Genomic DNA, 25,124 nt, shown 5'->3' with positions numbered 1-25,124 from the left:
CTTACCGGAGGGACGTATGACAACCGCGTCGGAAACGCCCGTCGACCCCTGTCCGATCACGCCGGTCATCGACCTGGTGTTCGGCCGCTGGTCCACCCAGGTGCTGTGGGTCCTCACCCACGACGGCAGGCTGCGCTTCACCGAACTGCAACACCGGATCCCCGGCCTGACCCCCAAGGTCCTCACCCAGCGCCTGCGGCAGCTCGAACGCGACGGCCTGGTCGCGCGCACCTACCATCCCGAGGTCCCACCGCGCGTCGAGTACGAGGCGACCCCGCTGGCGAAGACGCTGACCCCGGTGTTCGGCAGCATCGTGGCCTGGTCCTCCGAACACCTCGGCGAGGTCCTCGCGGCACGCGCCGCCTATGACGCGGGTGCGACCGCGGGCTGATCCCGGACCAGCGCGGGCGAACACGAGGCTGAGGCAGGCGCCGCGTCCGCGGACGTGAGGGGACGCCGAGCGCAGGTGCGCTCGGCGTCCCTCGTGAGCCGCGCCCCTCGCGCGGCAACCGACGAGCTACGGTGCTGCCGCTGGGCGAGCGGAAAGCGCGAGCAGGCACTGCGCCAATTCGCGCGGCATCGTGATCATGCAGTCGTGCCCGGTGGGGAGCACGTGCAGGCGCTCGGCGGGCAGATCGGCGGGCGGCAGGGTCCGCGGCATGGCCGCGCGCATCGCTTTGAAGTCCTCGCCGCCTTCGCCGCAGTGCACGTGCGTTACCGGAATAGCCGCCAGCGCTCGCGGATTCGTCAACCTCATCGGTTGCTGGAAGGTCTTCAGCGATTGTGGTGTCTGCATGGACGCCAGCCAGCTGAGGTCGGGTTCCTCCGTGACGCCGTACAGTCCGCCGTCGCCGCTCGGTTCGGTTTGCGGCGGCACCCGCCAGCCGTCGCCGGTGGCGGCCGCCGCGGCGGCGAAGGCGTCGACCATGCCCGGCATGATGTCGGCCACCGCTTCGCCGTCGCGGGGCACGAAGGTATCGAGGTAGACCAGTTCGGCGATGCGGTCGGGCACGGCGTCGGCCACGGCGGTGACGACGATGCCCGCGTAGCTGTGACCCACCAGGACGATGTCGGTGAGGTCCTCGGCGGTGATCAGGTCGATCAGGTCCTGGACGTGGGTGTCGAGGCCGACGTCCGCGGTGAGCAGGTGGGCGCGGTCGCCGAGACCGACCAGCGAGGGGGTCAGGACGCGGTGGCCCGCGTCTTCCAGCAGCGGGATCACCCGCTGCCAGACCCATCCGCCGTGGAAGGCGCCGTGGATGAGCAGGTAGGTCGACACGATCAGTTCTCCCTGAGTTTCGTCAGTGCCGTGATGTTCTCGGTCGAGTCGGGCGCCAGCGGCACCGGCTCGGGACGGATGCCGAGGCCGATCACCCGGGCGATCAGCCGGGGCAGGCGCGGGAAACGGCGGAGCAGCCGGACCAGCAGCGGTCTGTCGGTCCCGGGTCGCCCGGCGCTGGGGTAGAGGTCGGCCAGCAGGTGCAGTTGCGCGAATTGCACCACGCGCATGGGGAATTCGCGGCGGCGCTGGATGGTGCGCAGCTGCGCCGTGGTCGGGATCGCGCCTGCGGTGAGGATCGGCGCCAGGAGCCGGGCGGTCGCGATGGCATCCTGCACCGCCAGATTGATCCCGACCCCGCCCGCCGGGGACATCGCGTGCGCCGCGTCCCCGATCGCCACCAGCCCCGGCCGGTACCAGCGGCGCAGCCGGTCCACTCGGACATCGAGCGGCTTCACGTCGTCCCAGTCCAGGATCTCCGCCTCCAGATGCGGTGCGAGCGCGGGATAGATGGCGGCCAGATCCGCGCGGAAGCGGGCCGGCCCCGCCTCCCGGATCGTCGCGAAGCCCCCCTTCGGGATCATGTACGCGACCTGGAGATAGTCTCCGCGGTCGATACAGACGATGAAGAATCCGTGCCCGCTGCGCACGGTGGGCAGCCGTTCGCCTTCCGGCTTGCCTACCCGGAACCAGAGCACGTCCATCGGCGCCGCGCTGGCGGCGACCTCGAGCAGCCCCGATCGGCGCACGATCGAATGCCGTCCGTCGGCGGCGATCACCAGGTCGGCGCTGATCTCCAGCGGGCCATCGGCCGTCTCGGCGCGTGCGCCGACCACCGTGCCGTCGCGCTGGACCAGCTCGGTGACCTCCGCTCGCTGCACCAGCCGGAAGCCGGGGTAGCGGCGGCCCGCCTCGGCGAGGAAGTTGAGCACGTCCCACTGCGGCATGAACGCCACGAACGGAAAGGGCCCGGGCAGAGCGCTGAAGTCGGCGAACACCACCGGGCCGGTCGCGGTCGCCATCGGCAGCTGGGGCAATTCCACGTGCGGCAGCGCGAGGAACTCCTCGGCCAGGCCGAGTTCGTTCATGGCGAGCAGCGTCGAGGTGTGCACGGTGTCGCCCCGGAAATCCCGCAGGAAGTCCGGATGCTTCTCCAGCACGAGCACTTCCACGCCGGATCGTGCCAGCAGCAGGCCCGTCATCAGTCCGGCCGGGCCGCCGCCGATCACGCATACCTGTACCGATTCGGTTCTCACGCCAGGCATACCGGCACCTGCCCGCCGTTGTAGACCACCATCTCCTCGAAGATCGCCGGCACGTCCAGCGCCTCGCCGAGCAGGCCGCCGGTGAGTTCCGCGTCCGCGCGATAGAGGTTGCCGACCAACCGTTCCTGATCCAGCAAGTCGGCGAACTCGCCGTGGTCGGCCTCCAGCGCGATCGCCAGCGGTGTCAGTCCGAGCGCGCGTCCCTCCGCGGCGAGGTCCTGCACCCAGCGCAGATACCGCAGCGTCTGATCGAAGATCTCCGGCCCGGTGACCGGGCCGTGCCCGGCGACGACCGTCTCGGCGCCCAGCGCGGCCAGCCGCCGGACCGTGGTGATCGAACCGCTGATCGATCCCATCAGGCAGAACGGCGCCGCGCCCGCCATCACCAGGTCACCGGCGAACAGCACGCGCTCCTCGGGCAGCCACGCCACCACGTCGTTGGTGGTGTGCGCGGCCGTCCCGAAGTGGAGGAGCTCCACACGGCGCAGGCCCTGGTGCAGCGTCAGGTGGTAGCTGAACGTGATGCTCGGCGGAGTGACCCGCACGTCGCCCCACTCGACCTGCGGCCACAGCTCGGTCAGCGCCAGCCCGGTCTCGATCATCTCGGGCCGGATCCGGTCGTGGCCGACGACGACGGCCGTCGGCCCGAACAGGTGGTTGCCGAAGTTGTGGTCGCCGTGGTGATGGGTGTTCACGATGGTGCGGGCCGGGCCGGTACCGAGCCCGTCGACGAACTCGACGAGGGCGCGGCCGCGTCCCTCGGTCGCCAGCGTGTCGATCACCACCGCGCCGTCCGGCCCGGTGAGCACACCGGCGTTGCTGACACACCAGCCGCCGCGGGTGTGGGTGTAGGCGTAGACACCGTCGGCGATCTCGTGCACGTGCGGTGTCACGGCGGCCTCGGCGGCGGTCATGTCGGCGGCGGTCATGTCGGCGGCGGTCATGTCGGGGACTTCGTCGTCGCGGCGTAGCGCTGTGCGCACCGCAGCGTGTTGCGGCTGTTGCTCGACAGCGCCTCGGTCAGGTAGGCGCGGGCGTCGGCCAGATCGGTGTCCGAGCCGAGTACCTCGCGCGCGGCCACGGGGTCGATCGCGACTGTGTGCCGCGCGGTCACCACCGCGCCGTCCGGCCCGTCGGCGAACTCCCACGTGCCGCTGTGGCCGAACAGTATCGTGGGCGGCACCAGCTGCTTGTAGTCGATCCGCTCACCGGGGAAACACACCCGGATCGACTCGGTGGTGTGCGCGATCCCGCCCGCGGTCACCGTGTCCATCGCCATCAGCTGCACGCCCTCGGAGTCCTCGGTGAGGTCGACGCGGCCCACGTGCGGCACATGCTCGGGCCAGCGTTCGCTGTGGTAGACGAAGTCGTAGACCTCGGAGGCCGAGCAGTCCAGCGTCACCGTGTCGGCGAAGGTGTGGATCACCTCTTCGACGGGGTGGCCGAGCTCGGCGATGCGGGCCAGCGCCGCCAGTTCGACCTCGCTGTTGCGGTCCACCGACGCGGCGACCCGCTCCGGATCGGCGCCTTCCACCACCGTGAAGTGGTGGTCCAGCGTCACTTTCGTCGTGCCGGGACCGATCTCGCGGAACGACCAGCCGCCGCCCATCGACGCGATCGGCGCCTGGCTGCGCTCCTGCTCGAAGACGATGCGGCGCTGTCCGGCGTCCAGTACCCGCCGCGACGTCCAGTTCTTCACCACCCCGCCGACGGTCGCCCACAGGCGGAAGCGCTCCTCGTCCGGCCCGCGGTGCAGGTGGCGCACCAGCACGCTCGGCTCGAAGATCACCGGCCACCTGGTCACGTCGGCGATCAGGTCGTAGACGACCTCGGGCGCGGCTTGCACCACCTTGGTGTGGCTCATCACGCTCATGCCGCGCCCCGCAATTCGGTGTTGACGATGTCGACCAGCTCTTGCGGCGTCTTGACCTCGATGAGCTGTTCTTCCGGGATGGTCACGCCGAAGTCGCGCTGGATGCGCGCCGCGGTCTCGATGAGCGCGAGCGAGTCGTAGCCCAGTTCCTCGAACTCCACGGCGGCGATGTCGCCGGCGAGTTCGGCGAGGTCCTCGCCGCCCGCGCAGTCCACGAGAATCCGGCGCAATTCGGTGATGGTCATGGTCATGATCGGCTCCTGGGGAAGTGGTACTCAATCGGATACGGCGCGCACGACGACCGCGGAGTTGAACCCCCAGCGCCCACGAGCCAGGACGAGCGCGCCGCCGACGGTGGCGGTGCGCGCGGCGCCGAGGACCAGGTCGATCCGGTAGTCCTCGGCGAGGGTGGTGGTGCCCGCGGTCGGCGGGATCACCGAGTCGCGCATCGCCAGCAGCGCGGTCACGATGTCGAGCGGACCCGCGCCGGAGAACAGGCGTCCGGTCAGCGGTTTCGACGCGGTGACCGGAACGCCGCCCGGCCCGAACACCGCCTCGATGGCGGCGGCCTCGTCGCGGTCGCGGTCGGGGATGCCGGAGGCGTCGGCGAACACCACATCGATGTCATCGGGCGTCATCCCCGCGTCGGCCAGCGCGAGTTCGGCGGCGCGGCGCAGGCCCGACGGGCGACCCGAATCGGGCGGTGGATCGAATGTCGAGGCATACCCGGCGATTTCGCCGTGCACCTTGGGCACGCCACGGGCCCGCGCGGCGGCGGCGTCCTCGACGACCAGCATCGCGCCGCCCTCACCGGGCACGTATCCGGCCGCGGCGGCGTCGAACGGCAGATAGGCGCGCTCGGGGTCGGTCGCGGCGCTCACCGCGCCGCTGGACAGATGCGCCGCCCAGCCCCACGGGTCCAGCGCCGAGTCGACGCCGCCGGTGACCACCAGCGGCGTTCCGCGCCGCACGGTGCGCCGCGCGTGGCCGACCGCGTCCAGCCCGCCGGCCTGCTCGGCGACCAAAGCGCTGCTCGGCCCGCGCATTCCGTGCCGGATGGAGATCTGGCCGGTGTTGACCGCGTAGAACCACGCGAAGGACTCGTACACGCTGACGTGCTCGGAGCCCAGCGACCACAGCTTCTTGAACTCCCGGTGGGTGAATTCGAAACCACCGGAGGCGTTTCCGGTCACCACGCCCATCTCGTAGTCGGTCATCGTGGTGGTGTCGACCTTCGCGTCGTCCAGCGCCCACTGCGCGGCGACCAGCGCCATCCGGGTCGAGATGTCCGTCTGCGGCAGCAGCCGGCTCGGCAGGTGCTCACCGGCGTCGAAATCGGCCAACTGGCCGGCCAGACGCGCCGCCGAGCGACTGGTGTCGAACCGGGTGAGCGGCGCGATTCCGCCGCGCCCGGCCAGCACGGCATCCCAGAAACGCTCCACGCCCATACCGTTCGGCGCGAGCACTCCCATTCCGGTCACCAGGATCATGCCGCCACCGCCTCCGCCTTGCGCAGCACCATCGCGCTCTGGAAGCCGCCGAACCCGCTGCCCACGGTGAGCACGGTGTCCATCCGCTGCTCGCGGGCGACCAGCGGCACGTAGTCCAGATCGCATTCGGGGTCGGGTTCGTGCAGGTTCGCCGTCGGCGGCACCACCTGGTGCTCCAGCGCCAGCAGCGAGGCGGCGATCTCGACCGAGCCGATCGCGCCGAGCGAGTGCCCGACCATCGACTTGATCGAGCTCATCGGCGTGGCGTAGGCGTGCGTGCCGAGACTGCGCTTCACCGCGGCGGTTTCGTGCCGGTCGTTCTGCCTGGTGCCGGAGCCGTGGGCGTTGATGTAGTCCACGGCGGTCGGGTCGATCCTGGATTCGTCGAGCGCGACCCGGATGGCCTCGGCCATCTCGCGGCCGTCCGCCTTGAGTCCGGTCATGTGGTAGGCGTTGCACCGGGTGGCGTACCCGGTGATCTCGGCGTAGATGTGCGCACCCCGCTTGCGTGCGCTCTCGTACTCCTCGAGCACGAACATCGCGGCGCCCTCGGCGAGGACGAACCCGTTGCGGGAGTTGTCGAACGGCCGCGAGGCCACCTCCGCCTCGTCGTTACGTGGTGTGGTCGCCTTGATCGCGTCGAAGCAGGCCACGACGATCGGTGTGATCGGTGTGTCCGACGCGCCGGACACCATGACGTCGGCCGAGCCCTCCCGAATCAGCTGCACCGCGTGCCCGACCGAGTCCAGCCCCGAGGTACACCCGTTGGAGACCATCGCCACGGGCCCCTCCGCACCCACGCTCCAGGCCACTTCGGCGGGCATCACGCTGGGGATCATGTAGTCGAACATGTGCGGGGAGAGGTAGCTCTCGTCGACCAGCCAGTTCTTGCCGGAGTCCGACAGCACCAGGTATTCGCGCTCGAGACTGGTGGCCGCGGCGACCGCGCTACCGAGGCTCACGCCGAGCCGGTGCGGATCGACCGCCGCGAGGTCGAGCCCGCTGTCGGCCACCGCCTCCCGCGCGCAGACCACGGCGAACTGCACCGCCCGGTCCATTCGCCGAATCTCCCTGGGCGACAAACCTTCCCGCGCCGGGTCGAAGTCGGCCTCGCCGGCCACCTGGGACCGGTACGGGGAGGCGTCGAAGAACGAGATACGGCGCGTCGCGGTACGGCCTTCCGACAGCAGCTTCCAGAACTCGTCCTTGCCCGACCCGCCGGGCGCGCGGACCCCGAGCCCGGTGACGACGACGCGGCGGCTCATCGCGCACCACCGGATGCGTTCAGATTCATGGCGATTCTCCCTTCGATGGTGCGATCGAGCATCGAGGACGGCCCTCGAACATCGCTCGAGCGAACGAGTCGAGTTGTTCTCGAGCGGCGGGGCGCAGGCTGTCGCTGTGATCGCCCGGCCGGCGCCGCCCGGACCGACCACCCGTTCCCGAGCACAGGAGACACGCGTGATGAAGTCAGCACACGACCAGGAGGTCGCGGACTGGGTGCTCTGCCCTGCATGCCTGATCCCGCTGTACGGCAAGCGGTTCGCCCGCGACCTCGGCGTCTGCGGCGAATGCGGCAGGCATACTCCGATCACCGCGCGGCAGCGCATCGGACAGCTCGCCGACGAGGGGCGTTTCGAGCCGCTGCCGGTCGCCGTCACCGACGACGACCCGCTGACCTTCACCGACACGAAGTCCTACCCGGACCGGCTGGCCGCCGCCCGCGCCCGCACGGGCCTGCACGACGCGGTGCTGTGCGCGCAGGCCGCGATCGAGGGCAGGCCGGTGGTGATCGCCGCCATGGACTTCCGCTTCCTGGGCGGCAGCCTCGGCACCGCGGTCGGCGAGATGATCACCGCCGCCGCGGAGACGGCGCTGGCGCGGCGTATTCCGTTGATCATCGTCACCGCATCGGGTGGCGCCCGGATGCAGGAAGGCCCGCTGTCGCTGATGCAGATGGCCAAGACCAGCGCGGCGCTGGAGCAGCTGGACCGGGCGGGCGTGCTCACCGTCACCGTGATCACCGACCCCACCTACGGCGGTGTAGCGGCCTCCTTCGCCACTCTCTCCGACGTGCTGATCGCCGAGCCGGGCGCGCGCCTGGGCTTCGCCGGGCGCCGGGTGATCGAGCAGACCATCCGGCAGGAATTGCCCCCGAGGTTCCAGACGGCCGAATTCTTGCTGGAACGCGGGCTCATCGACATGATCGTGCCGCGGGCGGGTCTGCGCCAGGCGCTCGGCGCGCTGGTGCGAACCGCGGCCCAGGTCGACCCGGCGGAGACGTTCGTCCCCGCCGACGCCGGAGCGATCACCGATCCGGCCCGCATTCCCACGACCGATCCCTGGACGCAGGTGCGCCGGGCGCGGGCCCCGCAGCGGCCGACCGCACTCGACTACTTCGCCCTGGCCTTCGAGGAGTTCCGCGAGTTGCGCGGCGACCGGATCTCCGGCGACTGCGCCGCCGTGGTGGGCGGAACGGCATGGCTTGCCGGGCGGCCGGTGATGCTGATCGGCCACCAGAAGGGACACGACCCGAAGGAGCTGATGGAGCGCAACTTCGGCATGCCGACCCCCGCCGGTTATCGCAAGGCGGCGCGGTTGATGCGGCTGGCCGAGAAGCTCGGCCTGCCCGTCATCACCTTGATCGACACACCCGGCGCATACCCGGGCGCGACCGCCGAAGAGCAGGGGCAGGCGATCGTCATCGCGGAGAACATCCGGTTGATGTCCGCGCTGCGGGTGCCGGTGATCAGTGTGGTGATCGGTGAGGGCGGCAGCGGCGGAGCTCTGGCGCTCGGCGTCGCCAACCGCGTGCTGATGTTCGCCAACGGCACGTATTCGGTGATCAGCCCGGAAGGCTGCGCGGCGATCGTATGGAACGATCCGGCGGCCGCGCCCACGGCCGCGGCCGCGCTGGCGCTCACCGCGCGGGACCTGCTGGGTCTCGGCGTGGTCGACGCGGTGCTGCCCGAGCCGGGTGACGACGTGGGGTCGGCTCCCGTGGCCGCGGCCGAACAGCTGCGCCGCGCCCTCGCCGCGACCCTCGGCGAACTCGCCGGACGCAGCGGGACGGAGCTGGCCGACGAGCGCCGTGCCCGCTTCCGGCGCTTCGGCGCGCGGCAGCAGGTCCTGGTCCGGTCGGTCGCGTGAGGGTGTGGCCATGTTCGAGAAGATCCTGATCGCCAACCGCGGCGAGATCGCGCTGCGCGTCGCGCGCACCTGCCGTGAACTCGGCGTGCGCACCGTGGCGGTGCACTCGGTCGCCGACGCCGATTCGGCGGTGGTGCGTTTCGCCGACGAAGCGGTGCAGATCGGCCCCTCCGCGGCCAAACGCAGTTATCTGAACGCCGCGGGGATCCTGGCCGCCGCCGAGCTCACCGGCGCCGAGGCGATCCATCCCGGATACGGATTCCTCTCGGAGTCACCGGATTTCGCCGACGCCTGCCGGGCGGCGGGCGTCACGCTGATCGGGCCGCCCGCCGAGGTGATGGCTCAGCTCGGCGACAAGCAGTCGGCGCGCACCCTGATGGCGAAAGCGGGCCTGCCGTTACTGCCGGGCAGCCTCGACCCGCTCGAGCTCGACGAGGCCCACGCACTCGCGGATTCGATCGGCTTCCCGGTGATCATCAAGGCGGCCGCGGGCGGCGGGGGACGCGGCATGCAGGTGGTGCACGAGAGCGCGGCGTTCCCGCGCGCCTATCAAGAGACCAGGGCGACGGCGCGAATGCTGTTCGGCGACAGCCGCGTGTACCTGGAGAAGTACCTCGCCGCGGCCAGGCACGTGGAGATCCAGGTGCTGTGCGACGGTCACGGCAACGGCGTGCATCTGGGTGAACGCGACTGCTCGGTACAGCGCAGGCATCAGAAATTGATCGAGGAATCACCGGCTCCGCTGCTGCCGGAAGGGCTTGCCGAGACAATGGGCAGGTCTGCCGTCGGCGGTGTGGTCGAAGCGGGCTATGTCGGAGCGGGAACCGTGGAATTCCTGGTCGACCGGGACGGAAATTACTATTTCATGGAGGTGAACTGCCGAATTCAGGTGGAACATCCGGTCACCGAGATGGTGACCGGCATCGATTTGATCGCCGAACAGATCCGGGTCGCGGCGGGGCACCCGCTCGGCTTCGCGCAGGATGACATCGTCCTGCGCGGTGCGGCGATCGAATGCCGGATCAATGCCGAAGACCCTGCCGCCGAATTCGCGCCCGCTCCGGGGGTCCTGGCGGAATTCACGCCACCCGGAGGGCCTTTCGTACGCGTCGACACGCATGCGCACGCCGGTTATTCGATACCTCCGCACTACGATTCGCTGCTGGCCAAACTGGTGGTGTGGGCGCCGGACCGCGACCGGGCGCTCGCCCGGATGCGGCGAGCGCTGGAGGATTTCCGGATCTCCGGCGCCCGCGTCGCCACCACTCGGGATTTCCTGCGCGAGGTGCTCGACCACCCTGCCATGCGCGCCGCGACGCATACCACCGGGTTGGTGGACGAGATCCTCGGGCGGGAGTGAGCGCGACCGGACTTCGCCCGGCGCGACGCGCGTCGCGCCGGACGGACGCCGCGGCGGCGTCAGGCGGGCTCGGCGGCGGCGCGCAACTCGGGGGAGGACCACCCGATCAGATAACCGGCGTGCCGGCTGTTGAGCATCGCGCTCACCGAGACGTCGGATGCGGCCAGGATGTCCTGGTGCAGCTTCTGGAGCTTCTGGCAGGGGTCCAGCCCCAGTTCGTCCTGCATGCACCTGCTGAACTGCTGATAGGAGGCCAGAGCGCGGGCACGCTGCCCAGAGCGGGACAAGGCGAACATGTAGTACGCCTGCAGCCGCTCGTGCAACGGATGTTGCATGGTCAGCCGCGCGAGGTCAGGACATACCTCGCGGTGCCTGCCGAGGCGCAATTCCGCCTCCACGCGCAGTTCGACGTTGGTCAGCCGCAGGTGGTCCAGATGCGAGATCTCCGCGGCGAGCGGATGGCCGCCCTCCACGTCGACCAGCGCCGGCCCGCTCCACAGCGCTTCGGCCGCGCTGAACAGATCCACCGCGCGCTGGTCGTCTCCGGTCTTGGCCGCGCACCGGGCCGCCGCGGACATGGACTGGTAGTCGCGCAGATCGAACACGCAATCCTTGACGTCGAAGGAGTAGCCCTTGCTGCGGGTGCGCAGAAAGCGTTCGGCCACCTCGGCCTGCCCCATCCCGAGCTGCTCGGCCATCTTCTTGCGAATTCCGAGAATATATGTCTGCACGACGGTCACCGCGCTGCGCGGGGGATCGTCGTTCCATAGTTCTTCGATCAGTGTCGTCACCGGAACGACCGTGTCGTGCCGGACCAAGAGTAATGCGAGCAACTGCCGCTGCTTCTGTGCAGTCGGCGTCGCGTTGTGGTTGTTGAGAGCAAGCGTCAATGGGCCTAGAACGCGAGCGCATACCGAATACTTCACTGGGAGCTCTCCTACGGGCGACTATCCCCCCGACCGACGTGAGATTCTCGATTCCCACCGCTCTGTAGGCACCGTCCACAGTAGCTAGAAAACGGTATCGACGCCGTGAATCCTGAGTAATATCAGAGTTAACAGTACGCGGTAGACTTTCGAATTCGGTTTCAGCGCAAGGATATTCGCCCGTTATTTGCGCGGTGATCGGGTGCGGCGAATTCGTAGGATGTTGTCTTTTCGGGTGCCCGGCTGTCCCTCGGGGCCCGCGTGCTCGCGTTCGGCGAGCTCGTCGACTTCGACCTGCCATTCGGCCGGGTCCGGCGCGAGGCCGGCGAGCACCTCGGCGGTGGTCGGAAAGTGCACGTGGGCGGGCGGTTCCGTGACCCAGGAGGGCCATTCCGCGTGCCCGACGATCAGCAGCAGACCCCCGGGCGCCACCGCCTCGGCGGCGCGGCGCAGGATCCGCATCCGCTCACCGTCCTCGGCGGGCGGTGAATGCAGATACTGCGCGGTGACGAGATCGAACCGTCCGGGCGGGAAGGTGTGGGCGAGATCGTGCCGCTGCCAATTGATTTCGCTGGTAAGTCCCTGTCGTGCCGCCTGCGCCCTGGCGCGGCCGAGCGCGGTCTCCGACACGTCCACCGCGGTGACCCGCCAGCCGCGCTCGGCCAGCCAGATCGCGTCGGCGCCTTCGGCGCAGCCCAGATCCAGTGCCGTACCGGGGGTGACCCCTTCGATCTCCCGTACCAGCAGGAAGTTCGGCTGTCCCGACCAGACCCGCTCGCGTTCGCCGTAGAAGGTCTCCCAGTACTCGACCGTCGTCGGTGTCGTCCGGTCGGCGTGGTGGTGTGTCGCACTCATGCGTTCCACGATCCGACGAATCGACCGATTCGGCAAATATCGTTGCCGGTTCGGCAACCTGCACGGCGACCGCTCGTGCCGCGGCGGGGCGGACGGCGCGGTCGCGCCCGCCCGCACGCGGGTCAGCAGTCGTCGAGCGGGTCGCGCAGGATCATGCCCTCGGCGGCACGCAGGCGCGTGGTCATGGTCGTCAGAAGATCGACGGAATCCTCGGACAGGCCGATGACCGTGTGTAGCAGCCTGCGCAGCCGCGGGCTGGTGATCCGTTCGGCCACGCTGCTGTCGTGGTCGGTGGGTTCGGCGTCGAGCTGTCGGTCGAGATCCACGGGAAAATACTCACAATCGGTCATCGGGCCCCCAGGAACCATTGTGGATGCGCCGGACCGTGCCAGGAACGATGCGTCGGCACGGGCGGGGTCGTTCTGGGCGCAGCGTACATCGCGCACAGTTGGTCGCTGGACCGGGTCGGAATGGATGCATGTGGCCTCCCTGCCGCAGTCGGGTCGGCTCGTCCGTGCCGTGGCCGTGCCCGCCTCGGTGCCGAGACCGCAACCATTGTTCCACTGCCCCTGCGGAATTCGGCAATCCGCTACTGTCGGTGCAGGTCGCGGACGTGCGGCGTCGCGTGCGGATGGTCAGGTCGGGGTACGATCACCCGGTCGTCGGTTCCCAATTTTGGGAAATCGACCCCTGTGCGGCACGCCCGCCCCGAAATCGGGAGTTCACGCCGCGCGCCCGTGACACGATGAGTGGCGGCCGAAGCAGGTACCGAACCGATGAAGGACCCGCCATGGGGAATCTCGACGACAGGGTAGCGGTGATCACCGGTGGCGCCCGCGGACAAGGCCGCGCGCACGCCGTGGCGCTGGCGAAGGCGGGGGCGGACATCGTGGTGTGCGATATCGCCGCACCGTTGCCCGGCCTTCCCTACGCTCTGAGCACCCTCGACGACTTGGCCGAGACCGCCGCGCTGGTCGAGCGGACCGGCCGCCGCTGCATCGCCGTGCAGGCCGACGTGCGCAGCCTGGAACAGATGCGGACGGTCGCCGAGCGCGCGCTCGAGGAATTCGACCGCATCGACATCCTGATCGCCAACGCGGGTATCGCATCCAACTCACCCGTCGCCGAGATGGACGAGCAGTTGTGGCAGGACATGATCGACACCAACCTGACCGGAGTGTTCCACAGCTTCCGCGCGATCGTCCCGCACATGATCGAGCGCCGCTGGGGTCGGGTCGTGGCCACCTCGTCCATCGTGGCGAAGATGGGCGTGCGCAACGCGGCGCACTACGCGGCGAGCAAGTGGGGCGTGCTCGGCCTGGTGAAGTCACTGTCGCTGGAGGTGGCGCAGTACGGCATCACGGTGAACGCCCTGCTGCCCTCCGGCGTGGACACCGACATGATCCAGAACCCCGCGACCTGGCGGCTCATGGTGCCGGACAAGGAGAATCCCACCAAGGAGGACTGGATGGCGATCATCGAATCCGGCCCGCCCAACGGCGATTTGATCCAGCCCGCCGAGGTGGCCGAAGCGGTGCTGTTGCTGGTCTCCGAGCACGGCCGCCACTTCAACGGGGAGGCCGTCACCATTTCCTGCGGCGGCAGCGCGAATACCTCCTAGCGGCGCTCCCGTCCGCTGGAAAGGTCTGGCCGCGAACGCAGTTCGCGTCGTCGCGCTGCTGTACAGACCGAGCGCACCCATGCTTCACTGGAGGCACAAGGTCTGTGCACTGCCAGCTTCCGGCCAGGAGTCAGCGCATGTTCCGCGATACCGAACGGACCGGCCCGCTTCGGTTTTCGGTGTGCCGACCGCGCCCTGACGTCACCATGCTGATGGTGGCGGGCGAGATCGATGTCGCCACCGCACCCCGGCTTCGCGCGCAGCTGGCGAGCGGCCCGGCCCGCCGTGCGGCCGTCCTCGTGCTCGACCTCTCGCCGGTCACGTTCCTCGCGGCGGCCGGGCTGAGCGTCTTGGTCGAGGCGCAGGCCGAGGTGACGCGGACGCGCCGCCGGATGGCGCTGATCACCCGGGTGCGGCCGGTGGACCGAGTCATCGAGGTCACCGGACTGGCCGACCGGTTCCATCGGGTGCGGTCGCTGGAGGCCGCCCTCGCACCCGGCTACGACGAAACCGCTTGACGGGCGCCGGCCGATCGAAGTCCGCCGCCGCCCGTCCGCCGCTCAGCGGCGACGCTCGACCGCCTCACGGGCGGCGTGCGCTGTCTTCGCTCCCCGCCGGCGGGCCAGTCGCGCGGTAAGCGCGCCCCGCTCCTTGGCGACCTCGGCGATCTCGGGTCCGCGGTGCTTTGCGCGCTCGGCCAGCTCAGCGCTGCGTTCCTTGGCGATCTCCGCCAGTTCCGCCCCGCGCTGCTTGGCCACCTCCGCGAGATGAGCACTCCGATCCTTGGCGACCTCCGCCCAGTCGGCGCCGCGCTCCTTGGCCACCTCCGCCCAGTCGGCGCCGCGCTCTTTGGCGATCTCGGCCCATTCGGAGCCCCGCTCCTTGGCGACTTCCGCCAGATCTGTGCCGCGCTCTTTGGCGATCTCGGCCCATTCCGAGCCGTGCACCTTCGCGGTCTCGGCCAGGTCGCTGCCGTGTTCCTTGGCCGCCTCCGCCCAATCCGGCCCACGACGCTGGGCCGTTTCGGCCAGTTCCGTGCCTTTGCTCGCGGCGACCGATCCGAGCGCACGCGCCCGTTCCGCGGCCTCGTGCGCGTAGTTGCGCAGCGCAGCGCCGGTCGCGCCCTCCGAGGTCGCGCCGAACGGCAGTGCGGCGGTGACCGCGGCGGCGGCGTCGCGCGCGGCCCGGCGGCCGCGCCAGCCCAGCGACGGCTTGCCCTCGGTGTCGGCCGCGGCGATCATCAGTCCGCCGAGCAGGCCGAGGTCCTTGAGGAACGCGGTGCGCTTCGCCGACTTGCGCGCCGGATCCTGCTCGTTCCAGAAGTCCTGCTCGGTGACGGCCGAGGGCACCACGGTCGCCGCGAGCACCAAGGCGGCCAAGCGCGGCGCCTTACCCAGCGCCAGCAGAACGCCGCCGCTCACCTGGGCGAGGGCGTTGATCTGGACGACGGTGTGGGGGTTCGATGGCAACTTGGCGGCAACCTCGTCGGGAAGCTGTCGCTGTCCCCGCTGCAGCAGTTCGCTCGCGGCCTTGGCCCGCTCGTCCGGGCGCCGCAGCGTATCGACCCCATCTACGACGAACGCGGTGGCCAGTAGCGGCCGGGCGAGTCGGCGCAACAACATGACAAAACCCCTTCCCTTGATGTAGTCACAAATCGGATTCCCGCGCGCTCGATGACCAAACAAGCCGGTCCGCCGCCGTGTGAAGGCCGCCTCATCCGGTAACGGCTGCCGGAAGGAGATCGATCCAGGAGTAACGGCGCCGCGGCTGCGTCCGGCCTGCGGTCCCGCTCTCCCCGCCGAAAGGTATCTGCTGTGAATACTTCTACGGCGACAACGGCTTTCGAAGCCATCGTCGCCGCGCTACCCGCCGCACCGAGGTGCACGTTCCGCTTCGATTCCGTGCCCTGCCGGCACCGCGCGGAATGGTTCATCCGTAAACGGTCCTGTTGCCACCCGGCGGGGGTGGACTTCCTCTGCGAGACATGCCATACCCGCATTCAGTGGATGCTCGATATGGGCATGACGTTCGAATGCGTCGGATGCGGAGTGCGCTCCGCCAGTTTCCCGGAACTCTGCCCTACCGCCGCTGCGCTCTGACGCCGCTCAGCGGCCGTCGGGCCGCTCCCGCGCGGGCACGGCGGTCGCGGCGAGAAAGCCGGTGATGATCGAACTCACCTGGTCCGGGGCCTCCACCATCGGAAGATGACCGCAGTCCGGTAGTTCCACCGCGGTGTGCGGGCGCAGCTTGCGGTTGAGCCGCCCGCCCGCCCTCGCCGACAGGACGCGGTTGCGCCGCCCCCAGATCGTGCAGATCGGCGGGAAGCCGGCGGGCGGGTCGAACCCGTCGAGCGCGCGGTAGGACGGGAAGTCCTGCACCAAGTCGTGGAGGGCTTGCAGCCTGCCCCGGTCGGTCCAATGCGCCCGCACGCGTGGCTCGTGCTGGCTTCCCCTGCCGCGACCGCGCGGGCCGAGCTGATTGCCGACGATCAGCGAGACCACCGGGCCCGGCAGGCTGATGCGGCGGGCCAGCGGCGCCAGCGGCAGCCGCGCGTCGAGCCAGGCCAGGCCCGCCGACTGTCCCGAGCTGACGGTGTCCCAGGTGAGCGGATTGATCAACACGAGCGCGCGCACCCGGTCCGGACGGTCCATGGCGTAGCGCAGAGAGGTCGCGCTGCCGAGGCAGTTGCCGACCAGCACCACGTCGGTGCGGTCGTGGGCGTCGAGGAACGCGGTGAGCATGTCGACGTAGTCGGTGAGCCGGTAGCCCGTGGCGGGCTGGTCGGACCGGCCGTATCCGGGGAGATCGAGCGCGAAGATCTCGTGCTCGTCGCGCAGCGCCGCGACCTGGTCGTCCCAGATACGGCGTTGCGCGCCCGCGTTGTGCAGGAACACCACCGGCGACCCGGCGCCTGCGCGGTCGAAGACGACGGACCGGCCCCGATGCTGGAAAACGTCCACGTCGACTCCCTACGGACGGCCGGCGAACGAGCCGCCGTGTCCTTGGGATTCTACGTGGCCGACCGGGCCGATCAGCGCGATCGGATCACCGTGCGGAGGTCGACGCGCGCAGGAACCGGCCGGTGCGGCTGGTGCCGAGTACCGCGGCCGGAGCGCCGTCACCGAAGACCGGCACGCCGCCGACGAACACCGCGGTGACCGTGTCGTCGTTGCGGTTGACCATCCGCGACAGGTTGTCGAACGGGGCGATCGGCGATTCGTGGTAGTCGTCGAGCGAATCGTCCAGGCGCGCCGGATCGAGGACGACCACATCGGCTCGGTCGCCCACCCTCAGGTGCCCGGCGTCCAGGCGGCACCAGTCCGCGAGTTCGCCGGTGAGCCGGTGCACCGCCTGTTCCTCGGACAGGAACGGGCGACCCGCTCGCGCGGCGTCGCGCACCCGGCGCAGGAAGCGGAGCCCGAAGTTGTAGAACGCCATGTTGCGCAGATGCGCCCCCGCGTCGGAGAAGCCCAGCTGCACGCCGGGGTCGGCGGCGAGCCGATCGAGCACTTCGGGTCGATGGTTGGAGATCGTCGTACGCCAACGGACCTTGCCGTCGTGCTCCACCACGAGGTCCAGGAACGCGTCCACCGGATGTGTGCCACCGCGTTCCGCGCCCACCTGGCCGAAGGTCTTGCCGATCACCGTGGAGTCGGGGCATTCGACGATCCGCGCATCGAAGAAGTCGCGGTGCCACACCCTCGGGCCGAATCTCTTGTCGTAATCCGCGCGGAATCGGCGACGATAGGCCTCGTCGCGCAGTAGTTCCCGCCGTTGGTCCACCTGGTCGGCCAGGTGCAACGCTTCGGCGCCGGAACCGAATTCCTCGAACACCACCAGGTCGATGCCGTCGGCGTAGACCTCGAAGGGCACCGGCAGGTGCTGCCAGCGGAAGTCGGCCCCGAGCGCGTTCAGCACCCGAGCGATCAGCGGGAACAGGTGCACGACGCCGGGAATCGCCTTGATGTCGGCAGCCGAGAGCAGACTGACCTTCAGCGGCTTTCGGAACAGGCCGAGACTGGCGGCGGCCATCGTGATCAGGCTGTGCGGCCGTGACACGTCGGGCCCGCCTTGCAGCGCCCGGCCGCGCCGTCGCAGTACGGCGTTGAGCCTGCGCCGTTCCCGGCTGGTCGAGTAGGTGGAGGGCAGGGTGCGCGATCGGCACACCTCGCCGTCGAGTTTGTCGAACATCAACTGCTGGGAGGACATCCCGACGAAACCCGCGTCCAGCGCCTCGGTCAGCTTCGCCTCCATTCCGGCCAGTTCGGCGGCATCGGGCCGCACGTCCTCGCGGGTCGCGCGATCCAGCCCCATCTCGGCCGCCCGGATATCCGAATGCCCGATGAACGCGGCGACGTTCGGGCCCAACGGCAGTTCTTCCAGCGCGGCCGCGTACTCGTGCGCCGAGCGCCAGGTCTTGTGCGCGTCGACCGCCGCGACGACGTGCTTGCGCGGGATCGCCTCGACCCGCGCGAACAGGTCGCCCGCGTCGGAGGCGCCGACGTGGACGGTCGACAACGAACACGAGCCCAGCAGCACCGTGGTGATGCCGTGCCGGACCGACTCGGTCAGCGCCGGATGCTGGAGCACTTCCACGTCGTAGTGGGTGTGGATGTCGATCATGCCGGGGATCACCCACTTGCCGGTGGCGTCCACGACGTTCGGACAGGCCGGGTCGTCGATCGGGTCGGCGGAGACGGCCGCGATCCGCCCGTCCCGGATGCCGAGGTGCCGGACCGCGGAGGGCGCGCCGGTGCCGTCGAACCAGCGGCCGTTGGCGATGACGGTGTCGTACATGGATTCACACCTCGAGATCGGTGCGCACGACCTTGCCGGTCGCGTTGCGCGGGAGTGGGGTCGTGGTGAGCCGCCAGCGGGCAGGCACTTTGTAGTAGGCGAGCCGCTCGGCGGTGAACGCGCGCAGCTCGTCTTCAGTGGTCGGCGTGGCGCTGTCGACCACGACCAAGGCGGCGACCTGCTGCCCGAGGTCGGCGTCGGGCACGCCGAGGACCGCGCATTCGCGCACCGCGGGATGCTCCTCGAGGCACTGCTCGATCTCCGTGGGATAGACGTTCTCCCCGCCGCGCAGGATCAGGTCCGAACGGCGTCCGGACAAGCGCAGCCTGCCGTCTTCCAGCACCCCGATGTCGCCGGTGCGCAGCCAGCGGTCCGCGGTGATGGCCGCGGTGGTCGCCGCCTCGTCCTGCCAGTACCCCAGCATCACATAGGGGCTGCGCACGCAGATCTCGCCTTCGGTGCCCTCGGGTACCGCGTTGCCCGCGCTGTCGCGGATCTCCAGCGTGACCCCGACGACCGGTCGCCCCACGGTGTCCGGGAACGCCGCCAGCTCCGCCGGGCTCGCCAGCGTCGCGGCGGTGCTGCATTCGGTCAGCCCATAGCTGGTCACCAGCGCGTTGCGCGCGACGGGCAGCTGATCGCGCAGCTTCTGTTGCAGTGCGGCCGAGGACGGCGCCGAGTTCAACGAGAACGCGGCCAGCGAGGACAGGTCGTAGCCGGACAGGTCGAGTTCGAGCATCCTGGTGGCCATGGTCGGCATGGCGCCCCAGTTGGTGATCCGCTCGGTCTCGATCAGGCGCAGCACCCGGTCGGCGTCGAACGACCCTTGGTGGATCACCGCCGCGTCGCCGGTGACCAGCCGGGGAACCACGAGGTTGTGCAGACTGGCGATGTGGAACAGCGGTGAGGTGACCAGGAAGCGCCGCCCGCTGGGCAGTTCGCCCGCCCCGGTGAGCGCGGCGGCCAGGGCATCGTTGAAGACGTGGTAGTCGGCGACCGCGACCAGGTTCCGGTGCGAATGCACCGCGCCTTTGGGCCGTCCGCTGGTGCCGCTGGTGTACAGGATCACCGCGGGTTCGTCTTCGTCGATCTCGGTGTAGGGCAGCTCGTCGGTCCGGTATCCGGCGATGAGCGCGGGTACGTCGTGCTCCATGGTGAGCACCGGAATCCGGATGTCGAGTTCCGCTACCAGCGCGGCACGTTTCGCGTCCACGACGAGGACGCCGGGGCTGGTGTGCTCGACGCCGTAGGCGACCTCGCGCGGCGCCCACCACGCGTTGTAGCCCACCGCTATCGCGCCGAGCGCTTGCGCCGCCCAGAACGTGAGCACCCACTCGGGCGTGTTCGCCGCGAGGATGCCGATGCGGTCGCCCTTTCCGACGCCGTATCGATCCCGCAGGGCCGTGGCCAGTGCCGCGACCGCGGCGGCGTGCTCGGTGAAGGACATCCTGCGGTCCGCGGTGACCAGGTAGTCCCGATCGCCGTGCGCGACCGCGTCGGCGAGCACTTCGCGCAGCGAGGACTTGCGGTGGCGCAGGACCGGCATCGGCGCGCCGAGCACGTCCTCGATCACCATCTCGAATCGACCGCCGGGGCCGGTGAGCCGGGCGGCGGCTTGCGCCACGAACGCCTGCGGGTCGAAGGGCTTTGTCATATCGGGTACTTCCTCGTCACTGCACAGGAGTTGGGGTTGGTCACTGCTCGGGGACCAGAACCGCTCGGCCCGTGACCAGGCCGCGTTCCAGCCGGTCGAGGGCGTCGCGGCCGTCGGCCAGCGGGTAGCGCTCCACCTCGACGCGTAGCTTGCCCGACATAGCCAGGGTTACGGAGTCGATCAGGTCGGATTTGGTGCCGCCGTAGGATTTTCGGACCGACGCGCCCCACGGCCAGCCCGGCCCGCCCGCGGGGGCCGCCGTGATCTCCGGCGCGCCGCCGCCGAGGCCGATCATCCGGTAGGCCCCGTTCGGCGCCACCGATTCCACCGCGAGCCGTGCGGTCGCGTCGACGCCGACGAAGTCGAACACCGCGTCCGCGCCGCGGCCTTCGGTGCGGTCGAGGATCTCGCGTGCGGTGTCGTCGCCCGCCGTGAGTCCCTCCGCCGCGCCGCACCGCGCGGCGAGTTCGAGCTTGTCGGCGCTCACGTCGACGGCCAGCACCCGCGCCGCCGTGGTCGTGGCGAGAATCTGCACGGCGACGTGACCGAGCCCGCCGATCCCGATGACCACCGCCACCGACCCGGGCCCGAGTTGCTCGCGCGCGCCGCGGATGGCGTGATAGCTCGACAGCGCGGCGTCGGCCAGCGGCGCGGCCTGGGCGAAGTCGAGGTCGCCGATCGGCACGAACGAACTCGCGGGCACCCGGACGTAGTCCGCCATCCCGCCATCCGGCCCCAGACCGGGGCAGGGCGGCATGGCGGTGCGGCCAGCGGCGCGGCAGACGTTCTCGTTGCCCCCGGCGCACTCCCGGCAGACCCCGCACGACCAGCACAGGTACACGACGCCGCGCTCACCGGCCCTGCGGCCGCCGACCCCGTCGCCGACGGCCTCGACGGTGCCCGCGATCTCGTGGCCGAGAGTCAACGGCTCCTCGCGCATCCGGAAGGGGATGTGCAGCACGTGCAGGTCCGAATGGCAGATGCCTGCCGCGCCTACGCGCAGCAGCAGGTCGGTGGGACCGATCTGCGGGATCGGCACCTCGCGCAGTTCCAGCACACCCGGCCCGGTGAGCTGTAGCGCCCGCATCATCCGCGCACCGCCGCGAACGTCGCGCGCAGGTAGGCGTCGGCACGCTCGGAGCCGATCAACCCCGGGGCCATCCGGTTCATGGTGTAGGCGAACGTGGTGCGATGCTCGAGGTCGTTGACCACCATCGCACCGCCGTACCCGGCCCACCAGCAGACTCGGCCCTCGGGCACCTCAGGGGCGGTCTGCCGCTGCGGCAGACCGTAGCCGATGCCGAAACGCAGTGGCAGCAGCAGCGCGAGATCCACACCGTCGGACTGCTGCTGGAAGATCAGCTCGATCGTCCGCTCCGACAGCAGCCGCCGTCCGTCGAGTTCGCCGCCGCAGGACACCAGTGATTGCACCCGCGCCACCGAGCGCGCGTTGCCGTGGCCGTTCACCGCTCCGATCTCGGCCTGCCGCCATCCCGCGCTCGCGGTTTCGGCGATGTCGAGCAGCGGACTGGTGAGGGTCTTGACCAGCACGCTGTCCTGATCGAGCGTCGCCATGTCGAATTCGGGCACGGTGGGCGGGATCAAGGTGGCGATCCGCCCGTGGTGTTCGGCCGCCGTGCCGATGTGGAAGTCCGCGCCCAGTGGCCCGGCGAGTTCGTCGGCGAAGAACTCGCCCAGCGAGCGTCCGGTGACGCGGCGGATGACCGCCCCGATCAGGTGGCCGTAGGCGAGCGCGTGATACCCGGACGCGGTGCCCGGCTGCCACCACGGCGGTTGGCTCGCGAGGCGGGCGGCGGCCGCTTCGGCGTCGTAGATGTCGGTCAGCTCGATCGGCGGCTCCCACCCCGAGACGCCGGAGGTGTGCGCGAGCAGATGCCGGATCTCGATGTCGCTCTTGCCGTTGGCCGCGAACTCCGGCCAATACCTGGCCACCTTCGCGTGCACGTCCAGTTCGCCGCGCTCGACCAGCAGCAGCGCGCACAGCGCGGTCATGGTCTTGGTGAGGGAGAAGACGTTGACCAAGGTGTCCTCGGTCCACGGCGCGGTGCGCTCGGGGTCGCGGTATCCGCCCCAGAGGTCGACGACCGGTTCGCCGTCGACCGTGACGCAGATCGACGCGCCCAGCTCGTCGCCGGAGGCGAGCCGGGTCTCCAGTTCCCTTCGCACCCGCGCGAATCGCTCGGCGCAGAACCCCGACGTGGCGGTTCCCGTGGTAGTGGTCATCGCCGCCTCACACGTGTTCCAGAGCCCGGGCCGGAACCGGCAGCGCGTATCCCGCGGCGGCCGCGCGTTTCGCCCCGCGCGCCAATTCCCGCCGCATGTCTCGCACGTACGGCTCGAATTCGATCTGAATGGTGTGCCGGGGCGAGTCGTAGTAGCGGCCCGTCCTGGCCGTTTCCGCGGATCGGATGGCCGCGTGCATCTCCTGTTCCGAGGGCGGGTGGTAACGGCCGGTCAGGTAGGCGGCGACCAGCTTGCTCTGCTGCTCGGCGAAGTTCACCAGCGTGGGTAGCGGCTGGGCCAGACCGAGGAAGAACACATTGTCGATGCCGGGCTTCATCATCTGTTTGAACAGCGGGAATCGATTGTCGCTGTCGGGCAACAGCTCGGGATCGGAGAAGAACGGGAAGGAGATGCGGTAACCGGTGGCGCAGACGATCACGTCGACCTCTTCGACGCTGCCGTCGGCGAAGCGCACCCGCGAGCCCTCCAGCGCGGTGATCGCGGGCTTGAACGTGATGTCGCCGCAGCCCGCGCGGTGCAGGAACTCCTCGCTTGCCGACGGATGCGCCTCGAACGGCAGGTGGTCGGGTTCGGGCAGCCCGTAGTCCTCCATCTTGCCGCGATACTTGCGGACGAAACGCTGCTTGAGCCGCAGGCCCAGCTTCGGCGGCATCCATCGGGGCATCGAGCGCTTGTCACCGACCTTGCCGTTGACGTACTTCGGCAGCACCCAGACCCCGCGGCGAGCGGAAACGTAGAGCTTCGCGGCGAGAAACCGCTGCGACAGCTCCGAGGCGATGTCCAAGCCGGAATTGCCCATGCCGACCACCACGACGCGTTTGCCGCGCATGTCGACGGGATCGAACGGGTCGTTGTAGGCGTGACTGTGCAGTAGCGTGCCGTCGAATTCACCCGGGTAGTCCGGGATCCGGGGATCCCAATGATGCCCGTTGCAGACGATGAGCGCGTCGTAGTCCGTGGTGCGGCCCTCGCTGGTGGTGATCAGCCAGCGGCCGTCCGCGCCGCGCTCGGCCGCGGTCACCTTCGTGTTGAACACGATCCGTTCGCGGATGCCGAAATGGTCCACGTAGTCGCGGAAGTACTGGAACAGCTGCGAATGGTGGGGGAAGTCCGGCCATTCGTCGGGCGCCGGATAGTCCTCGAACGCCAACCGGAACTTGGAGGTGTCGATGTGCAGGCTCTGGTAGCAGGCCGACATGCCGTTGGGATTCTTGAAGTACCAGTTGCCGCCCACGTCGTCGGACGCCTCGAAGCAGTCGAAGGGGATGCCGTGGTCGTGCAGTCGTTTGGCGGCGGTGATGCCGGAAGGGCCCGCGCCGATCACGCAGACCCGGGGGAGTGCGGTTGACGTCATTCACTGACCTCGCATGGGAAGAGCCGCCGACGACGGCCGAACCGTCCGGCGCGGGTCGAGCGCCGGAGTGACGTAGGCAACAAAATAACACTCGGTAGACTTGACGTCTAGTGAGTGACACAATGTCTATTCATGCGGCTCGCGCGTAGACTCGCTCGGCGGAAGCCGCACGTAAGCACGCTTTTCACGGATACGAGGTAGCTGTTCACCATGCGCACGAACGCGAACACGAACCTGCGGGAGGAGCAGAAACAGCAGACCAGGGCCCGCTTGATGGCGGCGGCCAAGGAGCTGTTCGCCGCCCGGGGTTACGCGTCCGTGCGGGTGGACGACATCGCCGCCGCGGTCGGCTGTAGTCGCGCCACGTTCTACCTGCACTTCGCGGGCAAGTTGGAGATCCTGCGTGCGATCGCCGAGCAGGGCACCGCGCCCACCGCGCTGCACTTCTATCAGGACCTCGACCGGGTGCTCGAGACCGGTTCGCGCGCCGAGTTCGCCGACTGGATGACCCGCGCGATCGAGTGGTTCCACGAGTACAAGGACCTGTTGCCCGCCTGGGACGAGGCGACCGTGCTGGAACCGGAGTTTCGCGAGATCGCCCGCGCCGGCATCCTCGCCCTGCCCAACGCGATGACCGCCTACCTCGCCGGTTGGCCGGCCGAGCGGCGGGACGAAGCGCGGTTGCGGGTGGAACTTCTCGTCGCGCAACTGGAACGGTTCTTCACCCGATGGGCGATGCAGGGCACCATCGACGTCTCGGCGGAGCAGGCTGTCGAGGTGCTCACCGACATCTGGTTCCCAGCGCTGCGTGCGCCCGCCGCGGCGAGCTGACTGCTCGTCGGGCCGGTCGGAGCCGCGCAGGCACAGCGTGATTCCCCGCTGCGCCCACCCGACCGCGCTGGCGCCTTCCGCGTCGCGTGGGCAAGCGGCGGCGTCCGGGGTGTAGGGCAGGACGGCGTTCACCCGGACGATCTTCTTGCCGACCCGGGCGCAGTCCACCTTGCTCGGCACGTGCCAGTCGGTGACGTCGTAGCAGGTACCGGCCTGCCAGTCGGGAGCAAGGCACAAGCGGAACCGCTCGTATCCGGCGGCATCGGCGCCCCGGTGCTCGCGCTCCACTCGCGGGTCGGTGCAGGTGCCGGTCTGTAGCACGCGGAAGTTGGCAGGCAATGTCTCGCAGGGGACGGGGGCCAGGTCGACCGTGTCGTGCCCGGACGCCCGCGAAGCGAATATCG

23 protein-coding genes are annotated in these 25,124 nt (G+C 69.7%); 6 read left to right on the top strand and 17 right to left on the bottom strand.

Annotated elements, in window-relative coordinates; genetic code table 11:
* Positions 1-16: 16 nt before the first annotated feature.
* Positions 17-391 carry a helix-turn-helix domain-containing protein gene (locus GVY39_RS04435; RefSeq protein ID WP_159920883.1) on the top strand — a complete coding sequence of 125 codons (375 nt, stop codon included), beginning with the start codon at positions 17-19 and terminating at the stop codon, positions 389-391.
* Between the two features lie 126 nt (positions 392-517).
* Here GVY39_RS04435 and GVY39_RS04430 read toward each other — a convergent pair whose 3' ends face one another.
* The 7 genes from GVY39_RS04430 to GVY39_RS04400 are packed head-to-tail and all read right to left on the bottom strand — an operon-like array spanning position 518 to position 7,172.
* Positions 518-1,279: an alpha/beta fold hydrolase gene (locus GVY39_RS04430; protein WP_159920885.1), complete on the bottom strand. Its 762-nt coding sequence runs from the start codon at positions 1,277-1,279 to the stop codon at positions 518-520.
* A gap of 2 nt (positions 1,280-1,281) precedes the next feature.
* Positions 1,282-2,544 (bottom strand): FAD-dependent oxidoreductase, encoded by a 1,263-nt coding sequence (locus tag GVY39_RS04425; RefSeq protein WP_159920887.1) that lies wholly within the window; start codon positions 2,542-2,544, stop codon positions 1,282-1,284.
* Positions 2,532-3,527 carry an MBL fold metallo-hydrolase gene (locus tag GVY39_RS04420; RefSeq protein ID WP_201296024.1) on the bottom strand — a complete coding sequence of 332 codons (996 nt, stop codon included), beginning with the start codon at positions 3,525-3,527 and terminating at the stop codon, positions 2,532-2,534. The genes GVY39_RS04425 and GVY39_RS04420 overlap by 13 nt, the downstream gene beginning before the upstream one ends.
* Entirely contained in the window at positions 3,485-4,417 is a 933-nt protein-coding gene (locus GVY39_RS04415; RefSeq protein WP_159920889.1) for an aromatase/cyclase, read from the bottom strand. Before GVY39_RS04415 ends, GVY39_RS04420 begins: the two co-directional genes overlap by 43 nt.
* Positions 4,414-4,668 (bottom strand): acyl carrier protein, encoded by a 255-nt coding sequence (locus tag GVY39_RS04410; protein WP_201295155.1) that lies wholly within the window; start codon positions 4,666-4,668, stop codon positions 4,414-4,416. The genes GVY39_RS04415 and GVY39_RS04410 overlap by 4 nt, the downstream gene beginning before the upstream one ends.
* 24 nt (positions 4,669-4,692) lie before the next feature.
* Entirely contained in the window at positions 4,693-5,907 is a 1,215-nt protein-coding gene (locus GVY39_RS04405) for a ketosynthase chain-length factor (RefSeq protein WP_159920891.1), read from the bottom strand.
* Entirely contained in the window at positions 5,904-7,172 is a 1,269-nt protein-coding gene (locus tag GVY39_RS04400) for a beta-ketoacyl synthase (RefSeq protein ID WP_159920893.1), read from the bottom strand. Before GVY39_RS04400 ends, GVY39_RS04405 begins: the two co-directional genes overlap by 4 nt.
* 199 nt (positions 7,173-7,371) lie before the next feature.
* Between GVY39_RS04400 and accD the strand changes: the two genes are divergently transcribed.
* The gene (accD, locus tag GVY39_RS04395; RefSeq protein ID WP_159921311.1) at positions 7,372-9,057 is read left to right on the top strand and encodes an acetyl-CoA carboxylase, carboxyltransferase subunit beta; all 1,686 of its coding nucleotides are present in this window, start codon (positions 7,372-7,374) and stop codon (positions 9,055-9,057) included.
* Positions 9,058-9,067: 10 nt separating this feature from the next.
* Positions 9,068-10,417, top strand: coding sequence for an acetyl/propionyl/methylcrotonyl-CoA carboxylase subunit alpha (locus GVY39_RS04390; RefSeq protein WP_159920895.1), 1,350 nt, complete (start codon positions 9,068-9,070; stop codon positions 10,415-10,417).
* 59 nt (positions 10,418-10,476) lie between these two features.
* On the opposite strand, the gene GVY39_RS04385 is transcribed toward GVY39_RS04390, so the two are convergent.
* The 3 genes from GVY39_RS04385 to GVY39_RS04375 form a co-directional block, all read right to left on the bottom strand.
* A complete protein-coding gene (locus tag GVY39_RS04385) occupies positions 10,477-11,343 on the bottom strand; it encodes an AfsR/SARP family transcriptional regulator (RefSeq protein ID WP_223521279.1) in 867 nt (288 codons plus the stop codon).
* Positions 11,344-11,526: 183 nt separating this feature from the next.
* Entirely contained in the window at positions 11,527-12,198 is a 672-nt protein-coding gene (locus GVY39_RS04380) for a class I SAM-dependent methyltransferase (protein ID WP_159920899.1), read from the bottom strand.
* Positions 12,199-12,320: 122 nt separating this feature from the next.
* Positions 12,321-12,524: a hypothetical protein gene (locus GVY39_RS04375; RefSeq protein WP_159920901.1), complete on the bottom strand. Its 204-nt coding sequence runs from the start codon at positions 12,522-12,524 to the stop codon at positions 12,321-12,323.
* A 464-nt stretch (positions 12,525-12,988) separates the two neighbouring features.
* On the opposite strand from GVY39_RS04375, the gene GVY39_RS04370 reads away from it, so the two are divergent.
* Together GVY39_RS04370 and GVY39_RS04365 are read left to right on the top strand one after the other, a co-directional pair.
* Positions 12,989-13,819: a mycofactocin-coupled SDR family oxidoreductase gene (locus tag GVY39_RS04370; RefSeq protein ID WP_159920903.1), complete on the top strand. Its 831-nt coding sequence runs from the start codon at positions 12,989-12,991 to the stop codon at positions 13,817-13,819.
* A gap of 137 nt (positions 13,820-13,956) precedes the next feature.
* Positions 13,957-14,337 (top strand): STAS domain-containing protein, encoded by a 381-nt coding sequence (locus tag GVY39_RS04365; RefSeq protein ID WP_159920905.1) that lies wholly within the window; start codon positions 13,957-13,959, stop codon positions 14,335-14,337.
* 42 nt (positions 14,338-14,379) lie between these two features.
* Here the strand turns inward: GVY39_RS04365 and GVY39_RS04360 are convergent, their stop codons facing one another.
* The 7 genes from GVY39_RS04360 to GVY39_RS04330 form a co-directional block, all read right to left on the bottom strand.
* A complete protein-coding gene (locus GVY39_RS04360) occupies positions 14,380-15,441 on the bottom strand; it encodes a DoxX family protein (protein ID WP_159920907.1) in 1,062 nt (353 codons plus the stop codon).
* 483 nt (positions 15,442-15,924) lie between these two features.
* Complete coding sequence (locus tag GVY39_RS04355) at positions 15,925-16,779, bottom strand: alpha/beta fold hydrolase (RefSeq protein ID WP_159920909.1); 855 nt, start codon at positions 16,777-16,779, stop codon at positions 15,925-15,927.
* An 85-nt stretch (positions 16,780-16,864) separates the two neighbouring features.
* Complete coding sequence (locus tag GVY39_RS04350) at positions 16,865-18,616, bottom strand: amidohydrolase family protein (RefSeq protein ID WP_159920911.1); 1,752 nt, start codon at positions 18,614-18,616, stop codon at positions 16,865-16,867.
* 4 nt (positions 18,617-18,620) lie between these two features.
* Positions 18,621-20,270 (bottom strand): class I adenylate-forming enzyme family protein, encoded by a 1,650-nt coding sequence (locus GVY39_RS04345; RefSeq protein WP_159920913.1) that lies wholly within the window; start codon positions 20,268-20,270, stop codon positions 18,621-18,623.
* A gap of 40 nt (positions 20,271-20,310) precedes the next feature.
* The gene (locus GVY39_RS04340; protein WP_159921313.1) at positions 20,311-21,357 is read right to left on the bottom strand and encodes an NAD(P)-dependent alcohol dehydrogenase; all 1,047 of its coding nucleotides are present in this window, start codon (positions 21,355-21,357) and stop codon (positions 20,311-20,313) included.
* Positions 21,357-22,514, bottom strand: a complete 1,158-nt coding sequence (locus GVY39_RS04335) for a serine hydrolase (RefSeq protein WP_159920915.1) — start codon at positions 22,512-22,514, stop codon at positions 21,357-21,359. The genes GVY39_RS04340 and GVY39_RS04335 overlap by 1 nt, the downstream gene beginning before the upstream one ends.
* Before the next feature lie 7 nt (positions 22,515-22,521).
* Positions 22,522-23,889, bottom strand: a complete 1,368-nt coding sequence (locus GVY39_RS04330; RefSeq protein WP_159920917.1) for an NAD(P)/FAD-dependent oxidoreductase — start codon at positions 23,887-23,889, stop codon at positions 22,522-22,524.
* 210 nt (positions 23,890-24,099) lie between these two features.
* Here GVY39_RS04330 and GVY39_RS04325 point away from each other — a divergent pair, with 210 nt between their 5' ends.
* Entirely contained in the window at positions 24,100-24,720 is a 621-nt protein-coding gene (locus tag GVY39_RS04325) for a TetR/AcrR family transcriptional regulator (protein WP_159920919.1), read from the top strand.
* Positions 24,721-25,124 lie beyond the last annotated feature (404 nt).

It is taken from the genome of Nocardia sp. CY15, from assembly GCF_009829295.1.
Taxonomy (GTDB): domain Bacteria; phylum Actinomycetota; class Actinomycetes; order Mycobacteriales; family Mycobacteriaceae; genus Nocardia; species Nocardia sputi.
The sequence above is the reverse complement of the archived record's forward strand: the minus strand, read 5'-3'. Positions and strand labels throughout refer to the sequence as shown.